Origin of the sequence: Gilliamella sp. Pas-s27 (assembly GCF_009795865.1) — a bacterium.
GTDB lineage: Bacteria > Pseudomonadota > Gammaproteobacteria > Enterobacterales > Orbaceae > Gilliamella.
On record NZ_WTEW01000014.1, the window covers coordinates 14849 to 36348 of the forward strand.

A 21500-nucleotide genomic window follows, 5' to 3' on the forward strand; every position below is an offset into this window, starting at 1 on the left:
CAATACTATGAAATTTATTATAGATCGTGAAAAACTGATAAAACCATTGCAACTTGTCAGCGCCCCACTGAGTAATCGTCCGACGTTACCCATTTTGGGGAATTTATTATTACAAGTTAATGACAACACACTATCAATGACGGGAACGGATCTTGAAATAGAGATGATCTCTCATTTACCCTTAGTCGAACCAAGCGAACCTGGCGCAACTACGGTACCGGCAAGAAAGTTTCTTGATATCTGCCGAAACCTACCTAGTGACGCCAAAATTTCGATAAGCGTTGACGATAATCGATTAATGATTCAATCTGGCCGTAGTAAATTTTCTTTAGCAACACTCCCTGCTAACGATTTTCCTAATTTAGAAAATTGGCAAAGTGATGTTGATCTTTCAGTACCACAAAGAACCATAAAACGACTTATTGATGCGGTACAATTTTCAATGGCAAATCAAGATGTCAGATATTACTTAAATGGCATGTTATTTGAAATTGAAGATGGCCTACTAAAAACTGTAGCAACCGATGGACACCGACTAGCGTTATGTGCTCAACCCATTGAGCAAAATACAAAAGCCACCCATGCGGTCATTTTACCAAGAAAAGGCGTACTTGAACTGGCAAAATTGGTTAACGATAACGGTGAACTTATCACAATGCAAATTGGTCATAACAACTTACGCGTTAATCTTGGTGATTTCACTTTTACATCAAAACTTATTGACGGTAGATTTCCTGACTATAAACGGGTATTACCTCGCAATCCAGATAAACCACTTGAAGTCTCCTGCGAAGAGCTAAGAAATGCCCTATCACGAGTTGCTATCTTATCTAATGAAAAATTTCGTGGAATTCGACTTCATGCTCATAACAACCAACTAAAAATTACGGCAAACAACCCTGAACAAGAAGAAGCAGAAGAAGTTGTTGATGTAAAATATGAATCATCAGAGCTTGAAATTGGCTTTAATGTTACTTATTTACTCGACATATTAAATACATTGAAATGTGATAGCGTACAGCTATTACTCACTGATTCGGTATCAAGTGTACAAATTGAAGATATCAACAATCAATCTGCCACTTATGTTGTTATGCCGATGCGCTTATAATCAAATCTTATTTAATTTTCCGGCTTCGGCCGGAATAATTGACAGTATATGACGCTATCAACCATCAACGTTCATCGTTTTCGTAATATTGATTACGCAGAACTCACTTTATCACCGCATTTCAACTTCATTGTTGGTGATAATGGCAGTGGCAAAACCAGTCTACTTGAAGCCATCTATATGCTTGGACACGGACGAGCATTTAGACATGCCCAATCAAATCGAATAATTCAACATGAACAACCCGAGCTTATATTATTTAGTGAAATAAAAAGTACCAATCAGCAAGTCCATTCAATTGGTCTTGCAAAATCACGAAATAACGAAAATAAAATAAAAATAGACGGAGATGAAGGCTTTCGATTGGCCGATTTAGCCAAATTATTACCGATACAATTAATAACCCCTGAGGGGTTTGATTTATTAAGTGGTGGTCCCAAATATCGCCGTGCATTTATCGATTGGGGATGTTTTCATCATCACCCTGAATTTGTTCATTTATGGAACAATTTAAAGCGTCTATTTAAACAACGTAATGCACTCCTAAAACAAGCTCATAGTTATAATCAATTATTACCTTGGGACAAAGAGATCGCCCCAATTGCCGAAAAAATCAGCCAGATTAGAACCGACTACTTACAACATATTTTTCCTGAAATTATTCAGACTTGCCGTGATTTTTTACCTGAATATCAACTTAATTGCCAATATTATCAAGGTTGGGAGCATGGAATTAATTACTCCGAACAGCTACAAAAACAGTACGATCGCGATAAGCTGCTTAATTACACCACTTTGGGGCCACATAAAGCAGATATAAAATTACGTATCGATAATATCCCTGTTGAAGATCTTTTATCCCGAGGTCAACTAAAACTAATGATGTGTGCTTTACGGTTATCTCAAGGTGAATATTATTCAAAACAACACTCACAATCTTGTATTTACTTGATTGATGATTTTGCTTCAGAACTAGATCACAATAAACGTGATTTGCTAGCAAAACGATTAAAATTAGCAAATTCTCAAGTATTTATTACCGCAGTTAGTCAAGATCAAATTAGCCATATGATCGATGAAAATGATAAGATTTTTCACATAAAATCTGGTATAATTTTGTAAATATACAGAATGATATAAACAATCAATTAAGTCGAGAAATCCATGTCTAATTCTTATGATTCTTCTAGCATTAAAGTACTCAAAGGGCTTGATGCAGTCCGTAAACGTCCAGGTATGTATATTGGAGATACCGATGATGGAACAGGACTTCACCATATGGTTTTCGAAGTGGTCGATAATGCCATTGATGAAGCATTAGCTGGTTATTGCCACCATATTGAAGTAACCATTCACCCTGATAACTCAGTTTCTGTACGTGATGATGGTCGCGGAATTCCAACCGGTATTCACGAAGAAGAAGGTATTTCAGCGGCAGAGGTTATCATGACCGTATTACATGCGGGTGGTAAATTCGATGACAACTCATATAAAGTTTCTGGTGGCTTGCATGGCGTTGGGGTTTCAGTTGTTAATGCCTTATCAGATAAATTAGAACTCATCATTTATCGTGATGGCAAAATTCACCAACAAATTTACAACTTAGGAGTACCACAAGCACCACTTAACATCATTGGTGAAACCACAGAATCAGGCACATACGTTCGCTTTTGGCCAAGTCCTGAAACATTTACTAATATTGAATTTGTTTACGAAATACTTGCTAAACGACTTCGCGAACTCTCTTTCCTCAACTCAGGAGTATCAATCAAGTTACTTGATGAACGCACAGGAAAAAGTGAGCATTATCATTATGAAGGTGGAATTCAAGCTTTTGTTGAATATCTTAATAAAAACAAAAATCCAATTCATCCTAAAATTTTTTACTTCAGCACCGAAAAAGACGATATTGGTGTCGAAGTAGCATTACAGTGGAACGATGGTTATCAAGAGAATATCTATTGCTTTACTAACAACATACCTCAGCGCGATGGTGGAACACATTTAGCTGGTTTTCGCGGTGCTATGACTCGCACATTAAACAATTACATGGAAGCTGAAGGATACAGCAAAAAGGCCAAAATTAGTGCTACTGGTGACGATGCCCGTGAAGGTTTAATTGCGGTTGTATCAGTCAAAGTCCCAGATCCTAAATTCTCGTCACAAACCAAAGACAAATTAGTCTCATCAGAAGTCAAATCAGCCGTTGAATCTGTTATGGGCGAAAAATTAACCGAATACCTGCTTGAAAATCCATCTGATGCAAAAATTGTAGTCGGCAAAATTATCGACGCAGCCAGAGCACGTGAAGCGGCACGCAAAGCGCGCGAAATGACACGACGCAAAGGTGCATTAGACTTAGGTGGCTTGCCAGGTAAACTCGCTGACTGCCAAGAAAAAGATCCCGCACTATCCGAACTTTACTTAGTGGAAGGGGACTCTGCTGGAGGCTCAGCAAAACAAGGGCGCAACCGCAAAAACCAAGCGATATTGCCACTAAAAGGTAAAATCCTTAATGTTGAAAAAGCCCGCTTTGACAAAATGCTCTCATCACAAGAAGTCGGAACATTAATTACGGCTCTTGGTTGTGGAATTGGTCGTGACGAATATAACCCAGACAAAATGCGCTACCATAGCATCATCATCATGACCGATGCCGATGTCGATGGTTCGCACATTCGTACCTTATTATTAACATTCTTTTATCGCCAAATGCCCGAAATTATCGAACGTGGCTATGTTTATATTGCCCAACCGCCTTTATACAAAGTCAAAAAAGGCAAGCAAGAACAATACATTAAAGATGATGATGCCATGACGCAATTCCAAATCGCCCTAGCGCTTGAAGATGCCTCGTTACACGTTAACGACCATGCCCCTGCACTTGCTGGTGAAGCATTAGAACGACTGATTGCAGAATATCAAAAAGTTGAAAAACTTATCACTAAAATGGAGCGTCGCTACCCGAAAGCATTGCTTTGTGAATTGGTTTATCATGATGTCTTAAACGAAAGTATTTTACAAAATCAACAACAAGCTGAAAGTTGGGCAAAAACACTTGTTGAAAAACTAACAAACAAAGAACAACATGGCAGCAGTTACCACTATGCAACTGACTACAGCGAAAAGACCCAGCTACACCAACCTGTAATAAAAATCAAAACGCATGGCGTTGACACTAATTACACGCTGGATCAAGCGTTTATTCACAGCAACGAATACCGCAACATATGCCACCTTGGTGCACAGCTTAAAGACTTACTAGAAGACAGCGCATTTATTCAACGTGGTGAACGCAAACAGCCAGTTAGCTCTTTTGACGAAGCTGTCGATTGGTTAATTAAAGAGTCTCGCCGAGGCTTGACGATCCAACGCTATAAAGGTCTTGGTGAAATGAATCCAGAACAATTATGGGAAACAACAATGGATCCGACTAGCCGTCGTATGTTACAAGTCACTATAAAAGATGCCATTGAAGCGGATCAATTATTTACCACATTAATGGGCGATGAAGTTGAACCACGCCGACTATTTATTGAAGAAAACGCCCTTAAAGCGGCAAATTTAGATTTCTAAATGTTACAGTGATAAAAAAATAAAAAACCAGACACCATGTCTGGTTTTTTATTGGGAATAAGGATTGTGGCGGAGTTGATTTTCGTAAAAAAACACTCAAAAAACTTAAATAAAATCAATAACTTTCCTGACTGTTTTTTGATAAAAAATAATCCTTTTTTAGGAAGAATGAAATGTTTTTATTGTTTTTAAACATTCCGAATGCTCAAATTTGTAAACCACAAAGCCAATTAATGCACCAAATAAAAGGATTTGGCGCGTTTGCTTTTTTATTGGCATGTTGGTCTGTTGATTTTTAAACTTGATACTGCTTTGTTCATCTGTTTTATCATATCTTTAGGGCTTTGGGCTATGTAAACCTTGCCACCTGTGGCGTTAGCAATGCAATCAATTTTATGTTCACCAGCAATATCAACAATATTAATTTTTAACCGTGGCTTTTGTGACGCTATGTAATTAGCTAGTGTACAGATATTATTTTTTGAACAGTTATCTTCGCCATCGCTGATTATGAGAATATAATCATCACGTTTTACACCATCAAGCATTTGACTAGCCTTTTGCAAACCGCTGTATAAAGGCGTTCCACCACCACCTGCCGCTGTTGGTGTTAGTCGTTTTATTTTTCGTTTTAGCGTTCCTCGATTTGTATAATTATAAAATGGCGAAACATCTGCCGCTGGACAACTTGTTAAGGTGACAAGCGAAATATCGATATTTTGTTGTATTTTATCAATACTCGAGGTTGCCACGTTCTTACTACTTGATAAACGAGTTGGTAAACGTGTCATGCGTTTTTCATAAGCAATTCTGTCTTGTTCTGACATATTCCGACCATAACCATAGGACATATATTGGAAGTATTTTTCAACCTCTTGTGGGGGTTCATTTAAGGTCACGGTCATCGATAATGAGTTATCAAACACCATAACCATTTTAGAAGGATTAGAATCTTTTTTCATCTCTTCTTTGGTTATGCAGTTAGGCGGATTTTTTACCTTCGGTACAGGTGCTGGCGTTGGTGCTGGTTCAGATTTTGCAATAGGCTCAGGCACCACAGTTGGCTCAGGCTCTTGTGGTTTTGTTGCAGGAACTGGCGCAGGTTCAGGCTGTTTTTCTTCAACAGGTGCCGAAATGACAGGCGTCGATACTGGCTCAGCAGGCACAATTTTAGGTTTTGCAAGTGGGCAAAATAAGTACCAGAGTAAGCCAAGCAGTCCAACTAAAAATAAGGCTAAAAGTAAAAAATGCCACCAACGCCAAAATGGTGTTGGCGCAACAATTGGTGCAGGTTCAGGTTGCACATCCTCTTGAAAGGTATTAACAATGACAGGTTCATTATTGATGACATAAATTAAGTTGCTTGAGCTTTTAATTTTAGGAAGCCACATTGAAACTAAATTTTGCTCTTCGTTACTTAGTGGCATAAGGTTTATTGCTGTTTCAATGTCATTAAGGCGAGTTTGTAATGTTTGGATAATCTCGTCTTTTTGCGACTGGTTGACAATGTTATCAAGTAAAAGAGGTTGCCCTTCAAGATCAGTATACCAACCTACATATTGCTGATTATCAATTAGCTTTGGTGTGGCTAAAATTGAGAAAGTACGTTCAGTTAAATGTGGTTTTAATAATAAAAGTAAGGAATGATATTGTTCTAACTGAGAAATGATATCTGGATTATTGGAATCGAAGGCTATCCTTGTTATTCGTTGCATGGTCTTTTTATTCCTTATACTGTATTATTTTGACGATTAAAAACATCTCTTATTACCATTTTTTATATAAATGGCGATAAATTAGATATTTGCTTGTGGCAAATTATTTAAAAGCCATTATTCGCATATTGGTTTGCTGATCTTCATCGTTGAAAGGGCATTATTCATTTGTTCAACAATAGCAGTTGGGCTTTGAGCTATATAGACTTTACCGCCTGTTTTTTCAGCAACGCAGTCAATTTTGTGTTGCCCCGCAATATCGACAATATTTATTTTGAGGCGTGGCTGTTGGGTGGCAATTTTGTTTGCTAAGGTGCAAATATTGGCTTTGGTACAGTTATCTTCGCCGTCGCTAATGACTAAAATGTAATCATCACGATTGACGCCGTCAAGCATTTTGCTGGCTTGTTTTATACCATTATATAAAGGCGTTGCACTGTTGTACTCTAATGGTTTTAATCTGTTAATTTTGTTTTTTAATTTATCTCTATTTTCATAACTATAAAACGATGTCTTGTGTGCCGCAGGGCAAGACGTGAGTGTTACTAAGGCGATGTTGACTTCTGGTTGTATTTTATCAATGGCCGATAACGCGACTTTTTTACTGCTTGATAAGCGGTTAGGTAAACGAGTCATGCGCTTTTCATAGGCATCAGCTTGTTTTTGTGTCATTGAATAAAAGTTGGCATTCAAGAATTTTTTTATCGCTGCTTGGGATTCCATTAAAGTGATCGTCATGGATGCAGAGTTGTCAAATACCATAACCATTTTGGAATAATCGGTTATATTGGCGATCTCTTCACGCGTAATACACTGTTTAGTGGTGTTTTCCAGTGTTGTTGATTCAGGTTCTAATTTTACCGTAGGATCGTTTTTTGTCGGCGGTACAATAGGTTCTGCAACAGTTGACTCAGGCGTAGTTTGTTCAACAGGCTGAGTGATGACAGGTTTTGCAAATGGGCAAAATAGATACCAAAGTAAGCCCAATAGCCCTATTAGGAATAAAGCTAACAATAAAAAGTGCCACCAGCGCCAAAATGATGTTGGTATAATGGCAGGAACTGGCGTGGTAACAGGCAATACAGGATCTTCAAAAGTATTAACGATAACGGGATCATCATTAATGACATAAATAGAGTTACCTAAACTTTTTAGCCTAGATAACCATGATGAAATAAGTGCTTGCTGTTGATCAGTAATAGGAATTAATTTAACCGCTTGTTCAATATCGTTGAGCCGATTTTGTAGTTTTTTTACAACTTTATTTTTATGTGATTCATTATTGATATCACTCAATAAAATAGGTTGCCCTTCTAAATCAGTGTGCCAAGCAATATATTGATTATCATCAATTAATCTTGGTATAGCTAAAATTGAAAACGTACGCTCAGTTAAATGCGGCTTTAGCAATGCTAACAAAGTATGATATTGATCTAATAAAGACTTTTTTTCGGTATTATTATGATCAAATATAATTCTTGTTATTCGTTGCATTGCCAATGCTTTTCCTTTTACTTAGGTGCTTATTTAACTTTTGTTTCTGTTTGTCTTTTAGCTTTTATTAAATAAGCAAATATAGTTATATATTAAGTGCTTTTTGTAATTGTTGAAGCTTCTTATTTAACTTGTCTAACTCAACTTGTTTTTCAAGCTCCGAACTATTTGAACTGTTCACTTTTTTAAGTTGTTGCTCAATATCGACTACTTGAGCTTGTAGGTCATTACGACCTTTAGCTTTTTGTTTAATTTCGTTAGTGAGTTTAGTTAAATCAGTTTTCAGTTTTTGTTGTTGTGCTTGTTTTTGTTTAATACTTAATGCACTATCATTTTTTTGTTTTTCAATAGCGGCATAAATTTCTTTAAACTGCTGATTGGCTCTTTTTTCATTTTCAAGGATTTGTTGTTTATGATCAACACGAGCTTGGTAATTACCTGAATAATTACAACTAATTTTATCCATAATACCAATATCTGTATTTTTTGGATCGCACTGTTCGAGTGTTGTTGAACAACCCGCTAAAAAAACAAGTGGGCTGAGTAATAAAAGATATCTTTTTTTCATAATTAGCTAACCTTAACTGCTGAACGTTGTTTTGTAACAAGAGTAATTTGATTTTCAAGTACTGCAATTTGTTTATGTAATTGATTTATTTGTTGGTCAAGTTTTGATACTCTAACACCTGATTGTTGTTCTTGAGATGATATTGAAATCCAATCATTTTCAACTTTCTTCATGCTTTGTAGCTTATCCGTCAAATAGGCAATATTGGCATCAATTTGTGCTAAATCATTTCGAGCCTGTTTCTTATTTAATGTATCTTTTTTGATTTGATTATCTAATACTTTAAGTGTCGCTAAGTTCTTATCTAATACAGCTTTAGCTGTTTCTGTCACGGCTTGTACTTCGTAGGTATTTTTTTGGATGTCTTGGATATAAACATCAAGACGTGTTTCTGCATCGGCGTATTCTGCACGTTTTGAATCAAGATAATAGTTTGCGCCCATCATCACACCACAACCAACCGCAGCTGACGCAAGGCACACCCCAGTTTTTCCACCGGCTAACATACAACCAATACCACCTAAGCCTGCACCAATAGCACAAGATTGCCATGCTGACTTGCTGAAAAATTTAGCAGAGTTGCTTTTAGTTAATGCAGGATCGACGTTTCTAGAGCTTGCGCCCCCAGCACCCTGACAACCAGTTAAAACCAACGATAAACATAAAGCAAGGGTTACTATAATCTTATTCATCATTTCTTTCCTTTTATTTCATTACATGTTTGTAGCCAAGCTGTTCGTTCGATTTTTCCTGATTCCACATATTGATTAATATGTTTGAAATAAAGTTTCAGGTAATCGCTCATATTAGCTTTGCCACTGCTTTCTAGAATAAATTGTGTTGATTTAGCTTGATCATTAATTGTATTTTTTTCGTAATTTGATGCGGTGCTAACAATGGTATCGGAATAATATTTTAATATAAAATCCCGTGCACTTTTAGACTCATCAACCACGTGTTTCAAATTATCTAGCTTCACTTTTGAACACATGTTGTCGTCATCTAATGTGTCTGTTTCTTCTAGCTCACACACATCATTAACCATTGTTTTATATAAGTTGTCATTATATTCAAACTTGCTATTTAAATCTGAAACATTAGCACACAAAAATGCGCCTAATTGTAATGCTGATTGTATGGAGCGATCGCGTTGTTCGTCACGCGCTTGGTTAGCGCTACGTAAAAGTGTATTGAGTTGATTTAACTCTTTTTTGGTTTTTTCATCTTCAACTTGTTTGGTGATTTTTTCAAGTTCACCAACAACATTGCTACTTTTTGTGCTGTCTGTTTCGTTGCCTAATGCACTCCACTCTTTGTCCAGTTCCTTGATTTTGTCATTAGAATTTATAACTTCTGTGGTATAAATTAAACGAAATCCAACATCTTTACTTTTATAAGCACCTTTATCATCATAAAAAGGTTTTTCAGTACGAAAGGCACTGGTGGTTGAGGATTCAGGCGTTAAATAACTCCCCCCTCGAACAATCATGCCACCTTGTTGACCATGATAGCGATCAAGTTTATTCATTCTAAATGAGTCAAACATCATTTCACTAGCGTTACCTAAAATATCATAAAGGTCTAGTGGATTTGGTTCTAATCTTCCAATAAGCTGTAATTTACCATTAGCTGACTTAGCGCCAGAAAACCACGCATAGCTTTCAAGATTACCCGTCATAGGGAATCGCAATTCACGGAACTCCGATTCAGTTACTTTTGCCCCGCCTCGTGCTGCATATTCCCATTCCGTATTATTAGGTAAACGAATATATCCTTTAGGAATGGAATTTGATTTTATTTTTGCCTTATTTTCAATTAACCAACGGTTATATTTATCAGTAAATGCAATAGCATCAAACCAACTAATATCAGTTACAGGAAAAGAAAGATTTAATTTAGCTGTCGGGCAAGTGTCATTCATGACCGCTTGGTATTGCAGTGCAGTAATTTCATATTTACCTATTAGGTAATACCTTTCATTTCCCGAATCAGAAAAGCTACCAGAAATATAATTTGGCGTTGCATATTCGGCAAAACCAAGCTCTTTTTGGTTACTACCTAAAATAATTTTGACATCATCAAGTGGCTTATTAGTCGGCGTGAAGACCTTTTTCATTACTAAACTGCCATCACACGGCATAGGTAAAATAACGTCATCTTGTGCTGGTTTTGGGTTATAAAATTTACTATCCCATGGTTCTGCAAAACTTAACGATGGATTTAAGCAGATCGCTACCAATCCCAAATATGCTAATTGAATATAATTACGCTTCACGCAAGCTTTCTGCTGGTTGGATCTTAGTAGCACGTCGACCTCCTATGGCTACAACTAGCGCCGAAATAAATAGGGTGAGCATAAATGCAGTAATAAAATGGTAAAATTGTAATCGACTTACAATGGGTTGTGAAACTAAATTTTTACCTAAAATTGTATTAAACGCATAATTTCCTAAAAAAAATAACGCAAAAGAGACAAAAAATGCCAAGCAACTTAATATAACCGCTTGGTTGACTAGATAAAGCATAATTTCTTTAGATTGAAAACCAATTAGTCGCATAAAAGCAATATCCTTGCGCTTACGTTCAATATTGGATAAAAATGAGCCAGAAAATGATAAAATACAGCCCACCCCTGCGGTAATCGCAATAACGCTAAAAATAAAATTAAGTACACGATCGATTGCTTTTACGTTTTCAATCGCTTTAGACTGCGTTCGGGTTTCGATGTGTTTTTCTCGCAATTTAAAGGCTAATGGCGCAACATTATCCAATTCGTTGGCATAAATACGAGCACGAGCAAATGATGTGTGGTTAGGTGGATTTAGTTGTCCTGTCGAGGTAGGAAAGATGTCACTTTGGTAACCGTCGTAGAAATCCTCCATCGCGATAAGTAAATCTAAAGAAACAAAAGCTGCCACACGGCTATAGCGCGTTTCAGGGATGATACCAACAACATCTAATTCGGTGATACCTTTTTCGAGCTTTCCATCAAGCTGCCTAGTAATTGCCATTTTTATATGGCTGCCAATGGTAGCTTGCATTTTTTCTGCCGATAGTGAACTTAATAAGATCTGCTTTTTAGTCAGTAATGGCAAGGTGTCTGTTATTGGATCCCCTTTCGCCGTGGGGATGATTTCGGCATTATTGACAAAATGGCTAGCGTCTTTAATTAAGTCTGCTTGCGTGTTTAATGAGCGAGTAAGTGGAATCATAAAAGCGGTTTCAGGTTGTTTTTTTATCCAATTAAACATTTCGTCATTAAGTTGTAAATTACCGATAACTTTGACTTCTAAATTTTGTGGATCATTAACTAATTGCTCTCGAAGTTGCGAAACGATGCCATATTTTAAGCTAAATAGTAATAATAATGGTGTAATCACTGAGATCACTGAGGCAATAATACAAAATGAAACTTTTCTGTCATACCATAAGTCAGCTAAAGATAAGCGAGTGATAAGTAACCATTTTGATAGTGCTTTAGTCATCCTTTACACCTTATCTTGTTGTGGTAAAAATTCTGATGATTGTGGTGAAGTTAGCTTAGCAGATAAAGTAAATAAGCCTTTATTAGCTATACGTTGCCAGTCATGGGTGACTATCATCGCTGCAATATTATCTTGCTTGGCTTGTTCAATTATTAAATCAAACAATAAATTTGCATTATAAGGATCCAATGCCGAAGTTGGTTCATCGGCAAGTAATAATGCAGGTTTATGAATAATCGAGCGGATAAAAGAAGCTCGCTGCCTTTCACCAATTGATAGCTGTTTGGGGTATTTATTGATTAAATGCGCTATATTAAGTTTCTGCACTAAATAATCAAACCGATTGTTATCGACTTTTTTTTGTAATAACTTTAATGATAATAAAATGTTGTCACGAACGGTCAAAAATGGCAATAATCCACCTGTTTGTAGCATGAAACCTAAATATTGGGCTCGAATATTAGCCAATTGGTCGATTTTATTTTGTTGAATTAGCATTGCAATATCAATATCACAATGCTCTACCGTAATGTTATAGCTACCAATTTTATCTGGTTTTAAAATCAGCCCTATCATTTCAAGCAAGGTGCTTTTACCTGCACCGCTATCGCCTTGAATAACAACCACTTCACCCGTTTTTACAGTTAACTTTGGCAGGCAAACACTAAAAAAGGATTTGCCTGTTGAGCGCGAAATAGTAAGTTGATTGATAGTTAACATGTTTTCTAACAACATAACTTTATGGCAACATTTCTAATGGGATAGGATACACGTTTTCACGAGGATCACTACCTTCGGCCAACGAAATCCAACGGTCAACATCAGCATTACATTTTTGGTAATAACGAATTTTACTGTTTAAATTACGGATGAACTTTTCTTGCTCAAGCCCACTCATACTTTTCCATGTATCCTGATCAAGTCCCGTTACATCGCTTTTATATGGGATATTATCTAAATATTCACCAAGCAAACCTAAATCAGCAATTTTTATGACAGAGTCTGATTTTAATTTACTTGGGTCTTGCCCCATCGCAGCGGCAACAGAACGAAGTTGTGAAAACATATCATCGGCAGAAATCAATCCATCATTAGCTGCATTAGCTATCTTACTAACGATATCGCTTAGATCACTTAATTGAGACTTAGTTAATAAAATGCGCGGTTCAGCCGTTGGTATAGTAGGTTTGACAAAATCTTTATCAGCAATCCAAGCTTTAAAAACTGACGGTGCTTTAGTACCGTTAACATCACCCAAATAGGCAAGCTGCATTGCTTTACCTAGTAGTAATGCATCTTTCAACATGTCTGTATCACTATCTTTTGCATTAAGCGCATTACCAACAGACGCTTCGCCTTGATAAGCAAGTTTAACTTGCTCAGATAGTGCTTTTGCCAATGAATCCACTTTTCGACCAAATTCATTCACATCACCTGCGTTAACAGGGTAATAAAGTGATTTGTGAATAAAATCGTTATAAGTGAGATCTGAATATTGTGTTGCTGCAATTTGGTGATCTTTACCACCACTTGGCGTTTTTAGATGTAACGCATAAATGGCGACACCTTTATGCTGAGCTTCAAGTCTCAACTGAGCAGCATCCATACCTGTACTTGATAACTTATCATCTCCTGGAATGGCACTAGCATCAGTAATTAAAATCATATAACGAGCCCCAAAGCTATTCCAATTAATGTCATTTAATGCTTGAGCGACACCCGCATAAGAGTCTTCAGCAAAATACGATGTAGAAACAGAAGCTTGTTTAAGCGAAGCACTTAGTTTTTTGAAATCTTCTTTATCTTTGACTTTGTTGGGATCAGCAAAAACTTTAGTGACAAATTCAAGTTTATCCGATGCTTTTAAGCTAGAACGGAATGAAATCAATCCAAATTTAACTTGCCCTTGTAAGTTTTCTTTTTCTATATGCTGATAAACACGCTCTACCGCCTCTTTAGTTCTTGAAATATAAGGATCCATAGAGATAGTCGAGTCGATAACAAACACAATGGCAGCTTTAAATGGGACAACTTGATTAGTACTGTCATCTGTCGTTTGGTTTGTGGTTGATTTTGTGTTGTTTTTTATTAAAGCATCTTGTTTGCTTACTGAGGCAATTTCTAACACACGTTCATAAAATCCTTGCCCATTCATGACTTCTTCACCTTGCAAAATAGGCAACAAATAGAAGTTACTTTTAAAATCAACAAACTCTTTAGGCTCTTGAGCAACCACCTCTACCACTGGTTTATTAACTTTTAATGCATCACGAATCGGTTTTAATAAGGCTTCGGGTTTATCTGTATCAACTATCTTGGTTAATGCGGTTTTATCTTTGAAAAATAATAAAGGATCACGATCAACGGGGTTGGTAAACACTAATGTCATTTGCATATTCCAAGCAATTGCACACGAGTTGTTAATCCAACCTATTGTTTTACCATAAGAGTCTGGACCTACTTTAAGCCACTCTTGATTATTATTATTTTTGCGCTCATAAACATAATAACGTGAAAAAGCAGGAACTGATTTACCCTTAGAATCGGTGATATTAGTTTTTAATTCACATGTTGGTGTACTTAATACACGTTGATATAAGGTTGTTTTACCTGCTTGTTTTAGTGGCTCGATAGCAAACCCCATCAAAGGCAAACATGTTAGACTTATCAACGAAATGAGTTTTGAGACAGCTAGTTTATTCATTCTTGCTCCTCACTAATTTTGTAATTGTGTTAAACGATCTTTAACAAAGGCATTATTGGGATCTTTGGTTAACGATGTTTCATACCAATAAATAGCGGTTTCTTTATCTACTTTAAAACAGTTATTGGCTTTATAAAATTTGTCGTCATACTCTTTTGCATAGAGTTCAGCAATTTTAGCATCTGTTTGTGCCTGATTTGCATATAATCGCTGAGCAATGTTGCATTTTTCTGCTTTTTTAGCTTCCATGATAACTTGAATAATTTCGTCTGATTTGGGTTTGGTTTGTAGGCATTGTTGAATAAAAGTTAAGTCATCGGTATTCGCATTAATGACACTACATTGTCCATTAGTTTGTACTAATGGGATTTGCGGTGATTGATTTTTGAAAAATAAAAAATACCACACAGCAATACCCAATCCAATTAACATCATCAACGCAATCACAATCGCCAAAATTAACCCAAGACGGCTTTTGGGTTTAACGACTTCTTCTGTTTCTATAGCTTTAGCTTCAGGGGCTGTGTTGTTTTCGATAGGTTCATCTAATGTCGCGGGTTCAGCATCAAGGTTAGGTTCTTCAATTAATGGTGAGATCTCTTGAACCTCTGGCTCAATTATAGGTTCTGCTTGTTGAACATTTGGTTGGGCTGTTTGTGTACTTAATGCGATGGAAGGAAGCACATCAGCAGCAATACTGACAACACCACCATCAACATAACTTAGATTTTGCTTATCACGAATTTGTATAAGAAATCGGAGCTGACTTTCTTGTGTCACTAAAGAATCAACCAACCATTCACCAACATGCCCCGTTAATTGTTCATTTTCAACTAACATGTTTTCGATGGTGTGCCAACTTTTTTCAGACCCCCATTGATTAATACCAGATAAATAATAACCATCTTGATTACGTTGTATAAGTATATCAATATCGGAACTACCGCTCCATTTTTGAGCTAAAAACTTCGCAATACCGGGTTTATAACTACTTAATTCAATTCTTAATGCCATGATATCCTCTATTTTTATACTCAAATATGTGAGTATCTTTCATGCAATCTATTACTATTAAGCAGGGGTTTCATTTATACCAATATACCAAACGGCTTTCCTGCTATGTTTTCTTGTTTAGTGACGCTATTTTTAATTAATCCGCGATTGTTTGAAAGAAGCCAGAATCTCGCCTAATCGGCTATTTTGTTCTTGGCTAATTTCTCGCCCTGCATGATGTCCAACATTTTCTTGCGCCAGTGTTGCAAACGCAATAAACCAATCAAATATCGCATACTGAGAATAATTTTTAGTGTGATCGTTCAGTTTTGGTAATGAATGCGATGATTGGGCATTAAATTCACTTAATGGTGAAGAAAATATCGGCTTACCTTGATTAACTCGACTCATTGGTATATCACCCGCTTGTCCTTCAATAAAACCAAGCCAAGCAATAAAGTCTGTTAGTAAAGTATGAATGGTACTGAGTTGTCTAGACTCAAGATCATCACGTTTACTCCCTATATTTTCATTATTTAAAATATGCTTAGTTAAATTTTCTTCCAATTTCATTCGATTTGCAGCAGTAATAATCTCTTCTATAATAAAAGAAAGTGACTTTTGATTGATGCCAAAAAATTGCAAAATATGCTTATCTAGCACAATATTTCTTAAATGCTCTAGCCATGCCGAAAAGACCGTTGTTGCAAATTTTGATTCTGTCTGTAATACGTCTGTTGATTTAGTCGTTAGCGATGAACTTGAATCAGAAAACAATTCAAAATCAGCATTTAAACCAAAATCATTTGATAAATTATCTAATAAATTATCATTGCCATCTTGAGCTGTTTCATTATCGATAGAGCTAGAATGGTAAAGAGCTCTAATGGTTTGGTCTGGTAATTCAAGAGTTTTGAGTAACTCTCCTAACAATAAGGCTTTACTCTGTAACTCTTTAACAACATCTGCAATGACTTGTTTTTTCTTAGCTAGCGCCTCATCATTATCCGCTTGATACCAAGTATCAAATCGCATATTGATGATATACTCAATTTTTTCGTTAAGTTGTTCAACAATTCGTTGTTGTTTAACTTCTGTGATAGCAACTTGTTCTAGGTATTGGCTAATTCGTCCGATACCTCCATCATTCAGTTTTAACATGGCATTCCATGCATCTTCCGGCTGGGAAACATATTCATTGATATCGCTGTTTTGAACAAATGTATTTCTTAATACATCCATTTTTGCTTGATAATTTTCATTATAAGCCAGTTCTTGACTAGTGCTTGGATCAACATTTAAAAATGGCACATCAAATCCAGGTTTACGGACTAAAAAGACATTATTAAATTTATGATCGTTTGACCAGTTACTTAACCAATCATAACTACCAAATCGTTCTAAAATTGTTTGCTGTAATAACCCACCTTTACCCCAGCTATTTTTAAGATTATCTTCAGATAGCGTTAACGATGTACCAATGCGTTTATCAAACATGGTAATTGCCCACAATAACCCTGCTTTTTTAGTGGCTCTTTTTTCAGCCGTTTCGCCTTGTGTTTTATCGATCCAGCGTTCAAGTACAGGACCTACATCATTAACATCAGATTGTTTATCTGATGGTGTACAGACAACAAGTACGTTCATTTCTTGGCTATCAGTGTATTTTTCAAATAGATAAGCAACTTTACCACGTAATAAAAGTTGAGCAATTGGGTTACCTTCTTTAACATCTGAAATCGATATCAAATTTAAACGCCCTCGATATCCAGGAAAATCAAGTAAATCCACATTTTCAAACGTTGGTACTCTAGTTTTATTGACTAATGGAAAGATTAATTCAGCAGTTAAAAAAGCAAGTTGTGCTAAAGAGATTGCAACGGGTTCGCCATTTAATGGTGTTATGGTGACTGATGAATCTTTGTCGGTATTCAATCGTTCAAGAATATCAACATTCATAATGCTATCGATTTGTGACTTAGTACCATTATTATCTTTGATTAAGACAGAAAGTGGTGCGTATACTGTTTCAGCATAACCTAAATTTGATAAAGTTGACGCTAATTGAGTATAAATATTGGTGAGTTCAGCAATTCCCCCCCATAAAACCGAAAACAGCTCACCTCTATCAGCTGTTGTTAGATAAGGCAGAAGGTGAATGGTTTTATCCCAATAACCGCCTTTTAATTCTTCAAGCGAGTTGCCAAAGTTTTCAGATAAATAATCGTATAGGTCAACAATGTCATCTTTACTAACACCACCAACATAGTGAGCTTGTTTTTTGTTTTCTAAACGTTGGATCAACTGGTTTAACTGTGAAAAGTCGACTTTATTGGAGACTTTCTGCTGATCGAAATCTTTAAAATAAGCATTAATTAAGATTTTAACGATTTCAATCTCGTTAAACAATTTTAACTCTAACGGATAATTTGGAATACCACCTTTAGCAATGCGACTAAAACGTGTCACCAGTCCTGTCGCTTCTTTACCACTGCCGACTGGATTAACATGGTCAATAAAATCTAATACTTCGTTATCGACAACTGTTTCTAGTTTACCGTTTTCGCCTGCAGCAAGTGCTGAAATAAGGTAAGATTTACCCGCTTGTGATAAACCAAAAAAACCAACCGCAACAGATTTAGTTGATACATCGCCCAATCGTTTTGCACTGTTTCGTAAACGGCGTAAATCTAAAATTAAATTATCCGCTTCACTATCTAAACGTTTAGATGAATGGCGTGTTTGATTCACCCAATCAATGGCCTCTGCGGATGCTTGATAGACCTGATCCCAAGATTTAGGTAGTTGTTCGTTTAAGTTTTTCATCGTTTTATCATTCCACTATCAAGCCAATATTGCGTGCTAATTAAACCAGAGTTAACCATGGTATTTAAGCTTAGTTTAATATCCTGATTCTTATTACAAGCTCGCCCATCCGAGGCTTTTACATCTTTAATATAAAAATTTTCAACTGTTTTTTGTTTATTTTTAATACCTAATGTGACCTCTAAAATCACACCGTCAGCACTTAATCGCTTAGCTACTTCACTGCTTTCAATAGTTAAAATATAGATAGGTGATGCAGGCCAACGCTCGACCTCTAGCTGTCTAAATCCTAGCCTTGTCGTCCCCCTAATTTCGAACGAATGCTCAGGAAAGTCATAATCAGGATTATCCAGATCAATATCTTGATAATAGACATTTTCTTTTTTAATCATATTAAGATTATCTAAAAGTCCAATGTACTTAACGGTTGAATATAAATCTATATTTGAGGATCTAAAATAGAAATTATGTAACCGTAAATTTTTACTTAAAAAGCACAACATTGCCCCTACTGCTGCGGTTGTTTTAGGATCATCAATGCGTTCTTGCTTATGGAAAGGATACCAGCCACCAGTATAATAACCATGCAATGGCAAAATTCGCCCCGCAGGCATTGATAAGCGTGATCGGAAATAACTTTGAATACCCGGTAAACGAGAAGGACGACCGGTTAACAACAGCACATCACACTGATAGCAGCTAATAATTTCAGATAGTGCATCAAATGTTTTACAAATATTATAATAATCGCCACGAATAAACAGATAATGAATGCGCTTTAAATTAATTTCGATATCTAAATCAAGTACCGAAAAATCAGAATTATTCAATGCTCGTCTAATAGGGTCATTAATAAAGTTAAGGACATGCTCTGTCATGACATTATGTTGTAACAATGCTTTAAACGTCGAACGATAAACATGTTGATCTGCATGTAACGGATCATAAACTTCATAGGACTTTAATATTTGTAAGCCCACTGGCATAAATAACTGTAAGGTAAGTTGCTGGCGCAATACCGCATCTTGAATGGACAATTGCTGAGAGCCAATAATGGTCGACAAAATTGGGTTAGGATCAGCAATGCCAGCTTGTTTTAAACCGTTTGTTAAAGCGGTTAACACAGTATCTTGGATGATATCAAGTAAAATATCGTCCCCTGCGACTTTAAATCCATCACGAAAACGCTGCGTTGGTACAATATAGGCATTACTACTATTGGCTTGTCCATTTGCGCTGTACTCTAATTGATAATCGTTAATCACTAAATCCGTCGTGCCACCACCAATATCAACAGTGGCAATAGTTAGCTTCTGTTTATCTGCTTTGCTAGGACGCACCATTGAAGCAATAAACTCCTCACAACGACCATTATAATTGTTTTGTGTTTCATTAAATAAGTAAACTACTTGACCACAAGTTGCTTCATCCCATTGAATGTGCACTTCTGGAATATTTGGCCACACACTTTTAAGCTGTTCTGGGTTATTAAAATCAATATTATCATCTAAACCATCCCAACCAAGGCTTTTCCAAACTAAGCCAATAGCTTGATATACACAACTTTTAAATATAGCCTGCTCTGGCTTTGGCATGGCTGGCGGAATAGTTAAAATAATTGAGCGTAAATTACGTGGCGTTTTAGCGTGTTCCAGTTTATTACGCTGAGCAACACTGTTTATTTGCATTAATGCATGCATTAACACTTCGCATAGCATAAATGTCATCAATGAGCTTCGTGAGTATTTAGGGTGAAAAACCGGCATCTTGCGGTCATACTCTTCTTGAATATCATTACTAAGAATGTGTAATGCTTCACCATATTCATTAATTAAACTTGAAAACGGTTCAGCCGTTGCAAAAGGTTCATGGTCGCTTTTTACGTAATGAGAATTAAAACGCCAACCTTGTTCGTATTTATCTTGGTCCCACAGATAACGTTTTGGGCTTGAAAGCCCTGTTGCTCCTTCATTACCTTCACGCCGACTGGCTAGCCTGCTAGCTTCTTGTCCTACTCGAACAATACTTGGCCAACGAAACGTGTCACGGCGTCCGCTTTGTAGCGAAAAGTGTTCCTTACCAAAAAAGGTTTGAGCAAATTCGACACGGCTTTCAAATGGTTCATTATAGATATGCTCTGGCTGAGTTAAATCACGAATTTCAAGCTCATAACGATGATTTAAACTATCTTTATCTTGGGCATGATCTTCAATTAAAATGCCACAAGTTCGAGAATTTCCCACATCTAAAATCATATCAACAGGAATTGATTTAACAATATCATCTTTATTATTTGACACAATCTTAATTGTTGGCAATTGCAACGAATCAGCAAGTAAATGGATAATGTTTAGGTAATGTCCATAGTAAGTTTTATTTTTTATTTCTTGATTAATATCATCTTTATGAATCTTTAAGCGCTCAGGTTGTGGCGCCAACTCTTGAAAGAGATCAATTAACCAACTGGTTATCCATTTAAGTTCTAAAAACCATGACACGTGATCGGAACGATGTGCTAAACTAAACACAGCACCAGTCATTACATCGTTTTCGGTTGGGGCAAGGTAGGCAACATCTTGTAAATTCGCAAATACTTTTGTATCAAATGCAAACGTGATTCGGTGTGTATTGCCGTTAGGATCTTCCCCTTCGGGAATATTAACAATTCGAACTCGGCTCCAGTTATGTGGACCTTTATCAAAACGTTCAGGAGGAATTGAGCGTAAAACAGGAACCGGTAACCAAATACCATCAAATAATTTTAATGATTGATCAACGCTAATTTCTTGTGTTGGATTAACCGCAAATGTGCGGTTATCAGGTGTAAAAAATTGACCACTGTCGACATCTTCAATCAATCTAATTAGTGCACCACTTTCTGATGGTTCAATAAAACACCCATTAACTTTACTGCGCCATTGATTATCTTTCCAATCGATTCTAAGTGCAAAATCAAGAAACTGAATACCACTGTTCATAATAAGTGTGACTTCTTGACCATAATTGCGTAATTCTGGAAGCATATATA

At 36.4% G+C, this 21500-nt stretch carries 14 protein-coding genes; 3 read left to right on the top strand and 11 right to left on the bottom strand.

Translation table 11 applies throughout. The annotated features are described in order from the left end of the window. The first annotated feature begins 7 nt into the window (after positions 1–7). From dnaN to gyrB, 3 genes are read left to right on the top strand one after another with little or no spacing between them, the layout of a single operon-like run. Entirely contained in the window at positions 8–1111 is a 1104-nt protein-coding gene (gene dnaN, locus GQ589_RS06680; RefSeq protein ID WP_160425268.1) for a DNA polymerase III subunit beta, read from the top strand. Between the two features lie 48 nt (positions 1112–1159). Beyond that, positions 1160–2233: a DNA replication/repair protein RecF gene (recF, locus tag GQ589_RS06685; protein WP_160400788.1), complete on the top strand. Its 1074-nt coding sequence runs from the start codon at positions 1160–1162 to the stop codon at positions 2231–2233. A gap of 42 nt (positions 2234–2275) precedes the next feature. Next, entirely contained in the window at positions 2276–4687 is a 2412-nt protein-coding gene (gene gyrB, locus GQ589_RS06690) for a DNA topoisomerase (ATP-hydrolyzing) subunit B (protein WP_160425270.1), read from the top strand. Between the two features lie 269 nt (positions 4688–4956). On the opposite strand, the gene GQ589_RS06695 is transcribed toward gyrB, so the two are convergent. The 11 genes from GQ589_RS06695 to GQ589_RS06745 form a co-directional block, all read right to left on the bottom strand. Continuing rightward, positions 4957–6402, bottom strand: a complete 1446-nt coding sequence (locus tag GQ589_RS06695; RefSeq protein WP_160425272.1) for a VWA domain-containing protein — start codon at positions 6400–6402, stop codon at positions 4957–4959. Positions 6403–6519: 117 nt separating this feature from the next. Next, the gene (locus tag GQ589_RS06700) at positions 6520–7896 is read right to left on the bottom strand and encodes a VWA domain-containing protein (protein WP_160411969.1); all 1377 of its coding nucleotides are present in this window, start codon (positions 7894–7896) and stop codon (positions 6520–6522) included. Between the two features lie 85 nt (positions 7897–7981). After that, a complete protein-coding gene (locus GQ589_RS06705; protein WP_160411970.1) occupies positions 7982–8464 on the bottom strand; it encodes a hypothetical protein in 483 nt (160 codons plus the stop codon). A gap of 2 nt (positions 8465–8466) precedes the next feature. Then, on the bottom strand, positions 8467–9156 hold the full coding sequence (locus GQ589_RS06710) for a hypothetical protein (RefSeq protein ID WP_237399196.1): 690 nt from the start codon (positions 9154–9156) through the stop codon (positions 8467–8469). Then, complete coding sequence (locus GQ589_RS06715) at positions 9156–10772, bottom strand: SUMF1/EgtB/PvdO family nonheme iron enzyme (protein ID WP_202115039.1); 1617 nt, start codon at positions 10770–10772, stop codon at positions 9156–9158. The genes GQ589_RS06710 and GQ589_RS06715 overlap by 1 nt, the downstream gene beginning before the upstream one ends. Continuing rightward, the gene (locus tag GQ589_RS06720; protein WP_160411972.1) at positions 10729–11949 is read right to left on the bottom strand and encodes an ABC transporter permease; all 1221 of its coding nucleotides are present in this window, start codon (positions 11947–11949) and stop codon (positions 10729–10731) included. The genes GQ589_RS06715 and GQ589_RS06720 overlap by 44 nt, the downstream gene beginning before the upstream one ends. Before the next feature lie 3 nt (positions 11950–11952). Beyond that, entirely contained in the window at positions 11953–12669 is a 717-nt protein-coding gene (locus tag GQ589_RS06725; protein WP_160400832.1) for an ATP-binding cassette domain-containing protein, read from the bottom strand. A gap of 19 nt (positions 12670–12688) precedes the next feature. Continuing rightward, entirely contained in the window at positions 12689–14653 is a 1965-nt protein-coding gene (locus GQ589_RS06730) for a vWA domain-containing protein (RefSeq protein WP_160425275.1), read from the bottom strand. A 12-nt stretch (positions 14654–14665) separates the two neighbouring features. After that, on the bottom strand, positions 14666–15667 hold the full coding sequence (locus GQ589_RS06735; RefSeq protein WP_160425278.1) for a hypothetical protein: 1002 nt from the start codon (positions 15665–15667) through the stop codon (positions 14666–14668). A 132-nt stretch (positions 15668–15799) separates the two neighbouring features. Continuing rightward, positions 15800–18472, bottom strand: coding sequence for a putative virulence factor (locus GQ589_RS06740; RefSeq protein WP_160400797.1), 2673 nt, complete (start codon positions 18470–18472; stop codon positions 15800–15802). Further along, positions 18469–21495, bottom strand: coding sequence for a virulence factor SrfB (locus tag GQ589_RS06745; protein WP_160425280.1), 3027 nt, complete (start codon positions 21493–21495; stop codon positions 18469–18471). The genes GQ589_RS06740 and GQ589_RS06745 overlap by 4 nt, the downstream gene beginning before the upstream one ends. Positions 21496–21500 lie beyond the last annotated feature (5 nt).